Source organism: Lentzea sp. NPDC037011, from assembly GCF_055607425.1.
The window spans coordinates 412,592-424,255 of sequence record NZ_JBVJRT010000008.1 but is presented as its reverse complement, the minus strand read 5'-3'; the positions used below and the strand labels follow the sequence as shown (position 1 = coordinate 424,255).

The 11,664-nt window shown below is 71.0% G+C and carries 10 protein-coding genes; 6 read left to right on the top strand and 4 right to left on the bottom strand.

Translation table 11 applies throughout. The annotated features are described in order from the left end of the window. The 4 genes from ACZ7CH_RS26785 to ACZ7CH_RS26770 all read left to right on the top strand — a co-directional run. Nucleotides 1–464: alpha-glucosidase C-terminal domain-containing protein (locus ACZ7CH_RS26785; protein ID WP_360395655.1), on the top strand; the 464-nt coding region annotated here is incomplete at its 5' end. 7 nt (nt 465–471) lie between these two features. Continuing rightward, nucleotides 472–1,782, top strand: coding sequence for a maltokinase N-terminal cap-like domain-containing protein (locus ACZ7CH_RS26780; protein ID WP_360395653.1), 1,311 nt, complete (start codon nt 472–474; stop codon nt 1,780–1,782). A 3-nt stretch (nt 1,783–1,785) separates the two neighbouring features. Beyond that, on the top strand, nt 1,786–3,948 hold the full coding sequence (gene glgB, locus ACZ7CH_RS26775) for a 1,4-alpha-glucan branching protein GlgB (protein WP_458430526.1): 2,163 nt from the start codon (nt 1,786–1,788) through the stop codon (nt 3,946–3,948). Nucleotides 3,949–4,104: 156 nt separating this feature from the next. After that, entirely contained in the window at nt 4,105–5,478 is a 1,374-nt protein-coding gene (locus tag ACZ7CH_RS26770) for a neutral zinc metallopeptidase (protein WP_360395649.1), read from the top strand. A 68-nt stretch (nt 5,479–5,546) separates the two neighbouring features. Here the strand turns inward: ACZ7CH_RS26770 and ACZ7CH_RS26765 are convergent, their stop codons facing one another. Next, on the bottom strand, nt 5,547–6,689 hold the full coding sequence (locus ACZ7CH_RS26765; protein WP_470375190.1) for a DUF6114 domain-containing protein: 1,143 nt from the start codon (nt 6,687–6,689) through the stop codon (nt 5,547–5,549). After that, the gene (locus tag ACZ7CH_RS26760; protein ID WP_360395645.1) at nt 6,680–7,270 is read right to left on the bottom strand and encodes a DUF6230 family protein; all 591 of its coding nucleotides are present in this window, start codon (nt 7,268–7,270) and stop codon (nt 6,680–6,682) included. The genes ACZ7CH_RS26765 and ACZ7CH_RS26760 overlap by 10 nt, the downstream gene beginning before the upstream one ends. Nucleotides 7,271–7,450: 180 nt before the next feature. Here ACZ7CH_RS26760 and ACZ7CH_RS26755 point away from each other — a divergent pair, with 180 nt between their 5' ends. Then, nucleotides 7,451–8,893, top strand: a complete 1,443-nt coding sequence (locus ACZ7CH_RS26755; protein WP_360395643.1) for a neutral zinc metallopeptidase — start codon at nt 7,451–7,453, stop codon at nt 8,891–8,893. A 32-nt stretch (nt 8,894–8,925) separates the two neighbouring features. Continuing rightward, the gene (locus tag ACZ7CH_RS26750; protein WP_360395641.1) at nt 8,926–9,720 is read left to right on the top strand and encodes a helix-turn-helix domain-containing GNAT family N-acetyltransferase; all 795 of its coding nucleotides are present in this window, start codon (nt 8,926–8,928) and stop codon (nt 9,718–9,720) included. A gap of 153 nt (nt 9,721–9,873) precedes the next feature. Here ACZ7CH_RS26750 and ACZ7CH_RS26745 read toward each other — a convergent pair whose 3' ends face one another. After that, nucleotides 9,874–10,845, bottom strand: coding sequence for a tetratricopeptide repeat protein (locus ACZ7CH_RS26745; protein WP_360395639.1), 972 nt, complete (start codon nt 10,843–10,845; stop codon nt 9,874–9,876). After that, nucleotides 10,842–11,663 carry an SCO6745 family protein gene (locus ACZ7CH_RS26740; RefSeq protein WP_470375189.1) on the bottom strand — a complete coding sequence of 274 codons (822 nt, stop codon included), beginning with the start codon at nt 11,661–11,663 and terminating at the stop codon, nt 10,842–10,844. The genes ACZ7CH_RS26745 and ACZ7CH_RS26740 overlap by 4 nt, the downstream gene beginning before the upstream one ends. Nucleotide 11,664: the final 1 nt, after the last annotated feature.

Below are 11,664 nucleotides of genomic sequence, written 5' to 3'. Positions count from 1 at the left end.
ACGCGGGGTTCTCCTCCTGCGACCCGGGCCGGATCTACCTGCCGGTGATCATGGACCCGGTCTACGGCTACCAGGGCCTCAACGTCGAGGCGCAGCTCAACAACTCCTCGTCGCTGCTCAACTGGACGCGGCACATGATCGAGGTGCGCAAGCAGCACCACGCGTTCGCCGAGGGCGACTTCACCGAGCTGGGCGGCTCGAACCCGAGCGTCCTGGCCTACAAGCGGATGTGGAAGCGCCCCGACGGGCGCGAGGACATCGTCCTGTGCGTGAACAACCTCTCCCGCTTCCCGCAGCCGGTCGAGCTGGACCTCTCCGAGCACCGCGACTACACGCCGGTGGAACTGACCGGAGGTGTCAAATTCCCCTCGATCGGGGAACTCCCCTACCTGTTGACCCTTCCCGGTCACGGTTTCTACTGGTTCCAGCTGGTAGAGGCGGGCGACGACAGCGAGATGAGGTGAGGCGCGCATGATCGACCCGGACGAGCTCGCCGACAAGCTGGTCGGCACCCTGCCCGACGTCCTGCCGACGCTGCGGTGGTTCGGCGGCAAGGACCGCGCGATCACCGCCGTCCGTCCACTGCGGACGACCCCGCTCACCGACGACCTGGTGCACTGCGTCGTCGAGGTGGAGCAACCCGGCCGCACCGAGGCCTACCAGCTCGTGATCAGCGAGCACTCGGACGGCTTCGACGCGACGGCCGACCCGGAGCGCAACGGCCTGCTGCTGGAGAAGATCGCCGCCGGCGATCGGGTCAACGGCATCGAGTTCGCGCACGAGCCGGGCGTCGAGCTGCGCACGGCGCTGCGCGGCCGCCCGATCGGCGTCGAGCAGTCGAACACGTCGCTGATCTACGGCCAGCAGTACATCCTGAAGATCTTCCGCAAGCTCGCCCGCGGCGAGAACCGCGACCTGGTCATGCACCGGGCGCTGCAGTCGGTGGGCTGCGAGCACATCGCCCGCCCGCTCGGCTCGATCTCGACGACGCTCGACGGTGAGCCGGTCACGCTCGCGATGCTGCAGGAGTTCCTGCCGGACGCGGTCGAGGGCTGGGACATGGCCAAGACCTCGGTGCGCGACCTGATGGCCGAGGCCGACCTGCACGCGTTCGAGGTGGGCGGCGACTTCGCCGGCGAGGCGCAGCGGCTCGGGCACGCGGTGGCCAAGGTGCACGCCGACCTCGCGGAGGCGCTGGGCACCCGCATGGCCGACGACGACGCGGTCACCCGCGCCATCGCGGGCATGCAGCGGCGCCTGGACACCGTCCTGGAGGCGGTGCCGGAGCTGGGCCGCTACGAGAGCGCGCTGCGCGCGTCGTTCGACGAGGCCCGCAGGCACGTCGGGGCGATCCCGATCCAGCACGTCCACGGCGACCTGCACCTGGGCCAGGTGCTGCGGACCGTGCACGGCTGGCTGCTGATCGACTTCGAGGGCGAGCCGGCCGCCGGTGTCGAGGAGCGCAACGCGCTGCGGTCGCCGTTGCGCGACGTGGCGGGGATGCTGAGGTCGTTCGACTACGCGGCCAGGCAGCTGCTCGTCGGCCAGCCCGACGACGACCAGCTCGCCTACCGCGCGATGGAGTGGACGAAGCGCAACCGGGCCGCGTTCTGCGACGGCTACGCCGAGGTGGCGGCCGACCCGCGGGACAACGCGCACCTGCTGCGCGCGTTCGAGCTGGACAAGGCGGTCTACGAGGTCGCTTACGAGCACGCCAACAGGCCGGAGTGGTTGACGGTGCCGCTGTCGTCGATCGCCCGGATGACTTCTGGAGGAGAGTAAGCCGTGAAGGCCGACCTGGACCGACTCCTGTCCGGTGCGCACCACGACCCGCACTCGGTGCTGGGTGTGCACACCGTCGGCGACCAGGTGGTCGCGCGGGCCCTGCGGCCCGGCGCGACCTCGGTCGCCGTGGCGTGGGGTGACAAGCAGGTCGAGCTGCCGCGCATCGCCGACGGCCTCTTCGAGGGCGAGCTGCCGGAGGCGCCCGGCGACTACCGGCTGCTCGTGTCCTACGGCGACCGCACGATCGAGGTCGACGACCCGTACCGGTGGCTGCCCACCGTCGGCGAGCTGGACCTGCACCTGATCGGCGAGGGCCGCCACGAACGGCTGTGGGACGTGCTCGGCGCGCACGTGCGGTGCTACGAGACGGTCACCGGTGACGTCACCGGTGTGTCGTTCGCCGTCTGGGCGCCGAACGCGCGCGGTGTGCGCGTGACGGGTGACTTCGACGGCTGGGACGGGCGCGCGAACCCGTTGCGGTCCATGGGGTCCTCCGGCGTGTGGGAGGTGTTCCTCCCGAACGTGCCGGTGGGCTCGCGGTACAAGTTCCGCATCCTCGGCGCCGACGGCGTGTGGCACGAGAAGGCCGACCCGATGGCGTTCGCCACGGAGGTGCCGCCGCAGACGGCGTCGGTGGTCACGCGGTCGGAGCACGAGTGGCAGGACGCCGAGTGGACGGCGCGGCGTGCGGCGACGCAGTGGGCGAACGCGCCGATGTCGATCTACGAGGTGCACCTCGGGTCGTGGAAGCCCGGCCTGAGCTACCGGCAGCTCGCGACCGAGCTCGCCGACTACTGCGAGGACATGGGCTTCACGCACGTCGAGCTGTTGCCCGTGGCCGAGCACCCGTTCGGCGGTTCGTGGGGCTACCAGGTCACCTCCTACTACGCGCCGACCTCGCGGTTCGGCACCCCGGACGACTTCCGGTTCTTCGTCGACGCCCTGCACCAGCGCGGCATCGGCGTGCTGGTCGACTGGGTGCCCGCGCACTTCCCCAAGGACAGCTGGGCGCTCGCGAAGTTCGACGGCACCCCGCTCTACGAGCACGCCGACCCGCGTCGCGGTGAGCAGCTCGACTGGGGCACGTACGTCTTCGACTTCGGCCGCAACGAGGTGCGCAACTTCCTCGTGGCGAACGCGCTGTTCTGGATCGAGGAGTTCCACCTCGACGGGCTGCGCGTGGACGCCGTGGCGTCGATGCTCTACCTCGACTACTCGCGGCCGGAGGGCCAGTGGCTGCCCAACGAGCACGGCGGCCGGGAGAACCTGGAGGCGGTCCGGTTCCTGCAGGAGCTGAACGCGACGGTCTACAAGCGGCACCCCGGCATCGTGATGATCGCCGAGGAGTCGACGGCGTGGCCGGGCGTGACGCGGCCGACGCACCTGGGCGGTCTCGGGTTCGGCTTCAAGTGGAACATGGGCTGGATGCACGACACGCTGCACTACCTGTCGCGTGAGCCGGTCCACCGCTCGTTCCACCACAACGAGATGACGTTCTCGCTGGTCTACGCGTGGAGCGAGAACTTCGTGCTGCCGCTCTCGCACGACGAGGTGGTGCACGGCAAGGGCTCGCTGTGGACCCGGATGCCCGGCGACGACTGGAACAAGGCGGCGGGCGTGCGGTCGCTGCTCGCGTTCATGTGGGCGCACCCCGGCAAGCAGCTGCTGTTCATGGGCGGCGAGTTCGGGCAGCGGCAGGAGTGGTCGGAGTCGCGGTCGCTCGACTGGCACCTGGTCGAGCAGGAGCCGCTGCACCAGGGCATCCAGTCGTTGCTGCGCGACCTGAACTCGGTCTACAAGACCGCCGCGGCGCTGTTCTCGCACGACGTGACGCCGGAGGGCTTCCAGTGGATCGACGCGAACGACTCGGGCGGCAACGTCCTGTCGTTCCTGCGGGTCGGTGAGGACGGCTCGACGCTCGCCTGCGTCGCGAACTTCTCCGGTTCGCCGCACCACGACTACCGGGTCGGCCTGCCGTCGACCGGGCGGTGGAAGGAGCTCATGAACACCGACGCGGCGCACTACGGCGGGTCGGGCGTGGGCAACATGGGCGGTGTCGTCGCCGAGGCCAAGCCGTGGCACGGGCGACCCGCGTCGGCGGTCCTGCAGCTGCCGCCCTCGGGCGTGCTGTGGCTCGTGCCGGACCCCGCCGACGAGCTGTGACGCCGGCCGGGGTGCGGCCGCAGCCGGTCGCGCCCCGGTCACCGGCGGTGATCTCGCCGGGTGAACCCGATCGGCCCGGCACACGTTGACCCTCACATGCGCCTGAGTTCGCCGAGTAGGGCCTCCGTCGAGCCGGGCGGCAGGCACAATGGTGTGATGCGGCACTGGAGCATCGCGCTGATGGTCGTCACCGCCCTGCTCGCCACGGGGTGCACCGCCGGGATACCCGGCCGTCCCCGTGCCGCCAAGGTGGTCAAGCAACAACCCGCCAACCCGACGATCCAGGTCCGCGGCAGCGACAACGGCCGCATCGACCAGCTCGCGGCGACGGCGCTCACGGACATCGAGGTCTTCTGGACCGACTCGTTCCCGAAGACGTTCGGCAAGCCGTGGAAGAAGCTGAGCGGCGGCTACTACTCCGTCGACACCGCGGACTCGGCCGCCAAGCCGCCGCCGTGCACGCAGAAGGCCGCCGACGTGGAGGGCAACGCGTTCTACTGCCCCTCGGCCGACGCCATCGCCTGGGACCGCTCGTCGCTGCTGCCCGTGCTGGAGGACCGCTTCGGCGAGGCCGCCGTGGTCGTCGTGCTGGCCCACGAGGTCGGCCACGCCGTGCAGAACCGCATGGGCATCACGCCGGAGGCGGAGCGCCGTGAGCCGGACAAGTACCCGACGATCCTCACCGAGGCGCAGGCCGACTGCTTCGCGGGCTCGTTCGTCCGGCACGTCACCGACGGCGACTCCGAGTACCTCGACATCGGCACCGACGCGCTGGACAAGGCGCTGGGCGCGCTGATCACGTTCCGCGACCCGGTCGGCACCTCACCGGAGGACGAGCAGGCGCACGGCAGCGCGTTCGACCGCGTGGCCGCCTTCCAGGACGGCTTCGAGCAGGGCCCCAAGTTCTGCGCCGCCATGTCCGTGCAGAACCGCACGTTCACCCAGCGCGCCTTCACGAGCACCCGCGACCGCGCGAACGGCGGCAACCTGCCGTTCGACGAGATGCTGGAGTCGGTCACCCCCGACCTCGACACGTACTTCAAGACGCTGGCCACGACCCAGAGCAAGACCTGGCCGACTGTGCGCGCCGAGGCCGCGTCCAGCGAGCCGGACTGCTCCGGTGACCAGGGCCCGGTCGCCTACTGCCCGTCGGACAAGACCATCAAGATCGACACCAAGGACGAGCTGCCCGCGCTGCACAAGGAGCTCGGCGACTACGCCACCGGCACGCTGATCGCCACCCGGTACGCACTGGCCGAGCTGGCCGTCCTCGGCAAGCCGACCGAGGGCGAGGAGGCCTCGAAGGCCGCGCTGTGCCTGGCCGGCGCGTACACCGGCGCGGTGTTCCAGCGGCAGGACGGGTTCGGGCTGTCGCCGGGCGACTTCGACGAGGCGGTGACGGTGCTGCTGCGGTTCGACTACGCGGCCCGCGACGCGACCGGCGGTGACGCGGTGGACCCCGGCTTCGAGCGGGTGGCCCGGTTCCGCGAAGGGGTGTTCGAGGGTCCGAAGAAGTGCGGGCTGAACTGATCTTGCGCCCGGCAGCCGAAAGCCCGCAGCGGACCGTTCCGCTGCGGGCTTCACTGTGCCGGGGGCGGTCAGCTCGACTGGAGCGAGATCTTCGCGCCGGGGATCTTCAGGGTGCCGCCGGCCAGGTCCGCGTTGCGCACCGTGACCTCGGTGAACGACGCGATCGGCACGTTCAGCGGCGGCGGGTGGGCCGCGGTGTAGTCAACCGGGATCTTGATGCCGAGGATGTCCAGGTTCCCCTTGAGCTGCACGGTGAACAGCTCGATCCTGGCCGGTGAGCCGAACGGGACCGAGACCGTGGACGTGCTGCCAGGCGCGGCCCTCGTCACGAGCTGCACGCCGGGTGAGACCTCGCCGGTCTGCACCAGGTCGCGGATCTTCATGTCGGTGGCCGTGAACTTGAGGACCTTCACGACCTGGCCGTTCAGCACCGAGTCGACGACGCCCGCGAAGTTCAGGCCGACCAGGTCGAGCCGGGAGGCGGTGAGGGTCCACTCCCTGCCGCCCGCCACCGGGGCAGGGGCCGGTGGCGGGGTGGCCGGCGTCGACGGCGGCACCGTGCTCGGCGGTGGGGCCGGCACGGACGACGGCGCCGGCGGCGGGGTGGAGCTGCCCGGCGGGGTGCCCGGTGGCGTACTGCTCGACGGCGGTGCGACGGAGCTGCTCGTGGGGGCCTGGGTGGTGCTCACGGGCGGCGGTACCGACGGGTCGGCGGGGTCGGCGGACGGTTGCTGGACGGCGAGCAGCGCGATCAGGGCCACGGCGGCCATCGGCGGTGCCGGGTTCTCCAGGGAGAGCTCCGACCGGCCCTTCCTCCGGCGCTTCTCCCCCGGTGCCTTCGGTTCCTTCGGCACGTCGGTCCACGCCACGGCGAGCGCGCCGCCGAGCAGGCTGAGGACGGTGCCGAGCAGGAAGCCGCCGAGGTTCGTCGTCACCAGCGCCACCAGCGACAGCAGCACGGTGACGATGCCGGAGGCGAGCCGGAACCCCGGCGCGATCCACAGCGACAGACCGCAGATGATCAGCAACGTGCCGATCAGCAGCGCGGAGACGCCGCCGATCGTCTTGATCGAGATGATCATGTCGCCGAGCTTCACGCCGACGAACGGCGGGAACAGGATGACCATCGCACCGGCGATGACGAACAGGCCGGCCCAGAAGGGCCGGCCACGCCGCCACGCGGTGAAGCTGCGCCAGAGCCTCAGAAGCACTCGTTCTGCCCCTGCTTCAAGCTCAGGTTCATTCCCTTGAACTTGATGGACTGGGCCGTCGTGCTCCACGCGACCTGCCGCAGCGCCGCGATGTTGACGGTGTCGGCCTGCATGCCGAACGACCCCGGCAGGCCCTTCAGGCCCTCCGGGCCCTTGGACAGCGTGCCGGCGTCGATGCCGATCTGCGGGTTGCCCAGCGTCAGGTCACCGCTGATGTCGGTGAGCCCGACGACCAGGTTGGTCGCCTCCATGCCGCCCTTGCCGCCGGCCTCGATGCGCATCGTGAGGTCGCCGACGACCGGCATGTCGGGGACGAAGACCGACTGGCAGAACTTGTCGAGCGATGCCGACTTGAAGCCGTTCACCGCGACCGGGTGCACCTGACCGGACCCGGCGTCCACCCCGCCGAACTGGACGTACCCCTGGCCCGTCAAGCCGTCAGCGGACACCTTGAAACTGCTGCCGGACACCGAGAACGAGGCGGCCAGCGCTCCTTGGGACATGCCGAAGAGGAGCACACCGGCGCCCACGGCACCGATGCCGAGCACCCCGACGAACCGTGCCCAGCGCGTTCTTCCCATACCGCCAAACTCCTTCCACGCCGAAGGCTTGCGTGGGGGGACTGTGCGCTCCGGAACATCGGCGGGACAAGGAAACGAGTCCGTGCAGTCTTGAAATCACCCCAGGGGGTGAGGGAGTTTCACGTTTGGCCGCTGGTGGTTCCCTCACCAGGCCCAGAGGGCACTGAGTAGCCTCTGACCATGGGGATCGGACGCCTGGCCGCAGCGCTCACCACCGTCGTCGCGCTGGCGGGATGCTCCTCCGTGGTCGAGGGAGCACCGAAGGGCGAGCGGCCCGACCCCACGAAGGTCGCGGGCCTCGCGATCACCAACGGCCCGTCCGGCGCCAAGCCCGGCGTGCCGAACGCCGACCTGTCCGTCGAGAACGGCGACGGCGGCGAGATGGACCAGCTCGCGATCAACACGCTCGCCGACGTCCAGGAGTTCTGGAAGGACGAGATGCCGAAGGCGTTCGGCGGCAAGGCGTTCGAGCCGGTGAAGCGGTTCATCTCCTACGACTCCAACGGCAAGGGCGTCGAGGTCTGCCGCCTCAACACCACCGGCATCGCCAACGCGTTCTACTGCGCGGTCGACGACAGCATCACCTGGGACCGCGGCGAGCTGCTGCCGATGCTCAAGGACGCGTTCGGCCCGATGGCCGTCGTCACCGTTCTCGCGCACGAGATGGGCCACGCCGTGCAGTACAAGCTCGGTGCCGCGTCCGGCATCGGGCCGAACACCCAGTCGATCGTCAAGGAGCAGCAGGCCGACTGCTACACCGGCGTGTTCATGCGCTGGATCGCCGAGAACAGGTCCAAGCACTTCGAGCTGTCCACCGGCGAGGGCCTCAACCAGGTGCTGCAGACCATGTTCTTCATCCGCGACTCCGCCGGCACCTCGTTCGAGAAGCAGGGCGCCCACGGCAGCGCGTTCGACCGCGTCTCCGCCTTCCAGTTCGGGTTCGTGCGCGGTGCCGCCCGCTGCGCCGAGATCAACGAGGCCGAGATCGACAAGCGCATCACCGAACGCCCGTTCTCGTTGCAGGACACCGACCAGGGCCAGGGCCGCGGCAACGCCCGCATCGACCAGGACAAGTACCTCAAGGCGCTGGAGGAGTCGCTGCGCGACGCCTACAGGTCCAGCGGCGCGGCCTTCCCCGCCCTCGACAAGGGCGGCATCAGGTCCTGCGCCGACGCCCAGACGACCTCGCCCGCGTCCTACTGCCCCGCCACGAACCAGGTCCAGCTCGACCTGCCGTCGCTGGTCAAGATCGGCACCCCGCCCAAGCGCGGGCAGAAGGGCGGCATCGGCGACTTCGCCGCGTTCGCCGTCGTGGCGTCCCGCTTCTCGCTGTCCATCCAGAGCGCCACGGGCTTCAGGCTCGACGACGACGCGGCGGGCCAGCGCACGGCGTGCCTCACCGGGGCGTGGGCGGGGCTCACCAACCGCCCCGACCCCGCCGCGGGTCTGCGGCTGTCCCCCGGCGACCTCGACGAGGCCGTGGCCGAGCTGCTCGCCGACGACAGCCTCATCGCGGCCGACGTGAACGGCAAGGCGGTGCCCTCCGGGTTCGCACGGGTGGAGGCCTTCGCCGACGGGTTCTTCCGCGGTTCCGCGCTGTGCGTGAAGAAGTACTCGGTTTGACCCTTTGATCGACGCCGGTCGATACTTTTCCGGTGCTGACCGATGAAGCCACCACGTACGCCTCGTGGTTCGCGAGCCTGTCCGACCCCACGCGCGTGCGCCTGCTCCACCAGGTCGCGTCCGCGCCCGGCGAGGTCACGGTGGGCGAGCTGACGACGTCGCTCGGCATCAGCCAGTCCACCTGCTCGCACCACGTCCGCAAGCTCTCCGAGGTCGGCTTCCTGCGCGTGCGGCGCGAGGGCACGGCGACGATGGTGTCGGTGAACCCGTCGTGCTGCACCGGTCTGCCGCACGCCGCCGACGCGGTGATGGGCGCGCTGACCACCGGTTCGGTCCGGCCGGTCGCCGGTGTCGCCGTGCGCGCGATGACCGCGGCCGACTGGCCCGATGTCCGCCGCATCTACGGCGAGGGCATCGCCTCGGGCAACGCGACGTTCGAAACCGAGGTCCCGTCCCGCCGCACGCTGGAGCCGAAGTGGCTCCCGGACCACCGCTGGATCGCGGTGGTGGACGGTTCCGTGGCGGGCTGGGCCTCGGCCGCCCCGGTCTCACCGCGCGAGTGCTACGCGGGCGTGGCCGAGACCTCGATCTACGTGAGCGACGCGTTCCAGGGCCGCGGCGTGGGCAAAACCCTGCTGCACCACCAGGTCTCGGCCGCCGATGCCGACGGCCTGTGGACGTTGCAGGCCGTGATCTTCCCGGAGAACCGCGCCAGCATCGCACTGCACCACCGGGCGGGGTTCCGCACGGTCGGACTCCGCGAACGGATCGCCCAGCACCACGGCAAATGGCGCGACACCGTACTCCTCGAACGCCGCCGCCCCTAATTCAGAGGGTACGCGGGGTCCCCGCGTACCCCAGAAGGGAACGCAGGGACCCCGCGTGCCCTCAGAAGGGAACGTAGGGGCCCCGCGTGCCTCAAAAGGGAACGTAAAGGCCCCGCGTGCCTCAGAGGGGAACGTGGGGGGCCCGCGTGCCGGTCAGTAGAGGGCGGAAGCGAGGTTGCGGCGGGCTGCGGCCACGCGCGGGTCGTCCGCGGGGAACAGCTCGAACAGGCCGACCAGGTGCTGGCGCACGCGGTCGCGGTCGTCCCCGTACACCCGCCGCACGGTGTCGACGAGGCGCTTGAACGCCTCCTCCACCTGCTGCGACGCCACCTGCGCGTCGGCGGCGGCGAGCTGCGCGTCGACGTCGTCCGGTGCACCGTCCGCCTTCGCGATCACCGCCGGGTCGACGGCTTCGGCCCGCTCGGCGAACCGCGCCTGCGCGAGACCTTCCTTCGCAAGCTCGTTGGACGGTTCGGCGTCGAGGATGTGCTGGTAGGCGGCCTGCGCGGCGGCGTAGTCGCCCCGCTCGAAGGCCTCCTCGGCGGCGACGAACCGCGGGTCCTCTGGAAGCTCTTCCGGCTCGGCCGGCGCGGTGGCGTTGGCCTCGCCGGCGCGGATGCCCGGCAGCCGGTCGCGCAGCGCGTCCAGCAGCCGCGCGATCCACTGCTGCAGCTCGGCGTCAGCGAGCGGGCCGGCGAACGCGTCGATCGGCTGCCCGCCGGCGACGGCCACGGTCGTCGGCACGGACTGCACGCCGAACGCCTGGCCGATGCGCGGGGCCTGCTCCAGGTCGACCCGCGCGAGGATCCACGAGCCGCCCGACGGCTGGGCGAGCCGCGTGAGCGACGCGGCCAACTGCTGCGACTCCGGGCTGTAGGAGGCACCCAGCAGCACCACGACGGGCACCTGCAGGGACTGCTCGACCACCGCCTGGAACGACGCCTCTGTGACGTCCACGATCCACGGCGCGGACCCGTTCGGAGCTCCGGCGGGACCGGCGGCGGGAGCGGGCGACGCGGCCGCCTGGCGGGCGGCGTCGGCGCGCGCCTTCAGGGCACCCAGGTCGACGGCGCCCGAGAGCGCGGCGGACAGTGCGGCGGTCTTGCGAGGATCAGGCCTTGTCACGTGTTCCATCCTGGCACGGCTAGTTCCCGGACCGGGTCCAGGGCCATCGGGTTGACGCGCATCGCCTCGTTGCCCGAAGCGATGCGTAGTGCAAGCGGTGTCATCAGGTCGACGAACCGCTCGGTCCGCTGTCCTCCCAGCGCTTCCCACGGCGCGCGGGCGGCCTCGTCGGTCGCCCGTTCCACCGCGGCGAGGTCACCGGGCAGGTCGGCGGCTTCCCATTCTTCCTCCGTCCACCCCCTCGCCGCCCGCATGTACGCCGGATCGAGGGAATGCTCACGCGCGTAGAGCGCAAGCGCTTGGCACGGTCCCACACCGTGGGCCACGAGCGCAGCCACATGCCCATCTCCACGCGACTCGCGCAAGATCGTGCACGCGTGCCACAGCGCCAGGTGCGGCTCGTCGGGCCACGGCAGCGCGCGGTTCGCCGCGGCCAGCGGGCGGCCCGCGATCGGAGCGGCCTCGGCGGCGTCCCGCGCGAGCACGGCCAGCTCGGTGATCTCGGGGGTGTCCACCGCGCCGAGCAACCGCCGCAGGGCGCCGTCGACGCCCTCCAGCCGGGCCCGCAGGAACTCCGCCGGCGAGGCGACCTCCCACGCGTCGGGCAGCGCCCGTGCGACCTTGCGCGGGGCGAAGTTGTAGAAGACGGCCGTCACCAGCTCGCGGGAGGCGGCGCCCAGCGGTGCGGCGCGCAGGCCGAAGTAGCCCATCCAGCCGCCCTTGCAGCCCAGCGCGTCGGTCGCAGCGCGGGACTCGGGCGTGAAGTAGGTGACGTCGTGGTACGGCTCGAACCGCAGCCACAGCTGCCTCACATCCACG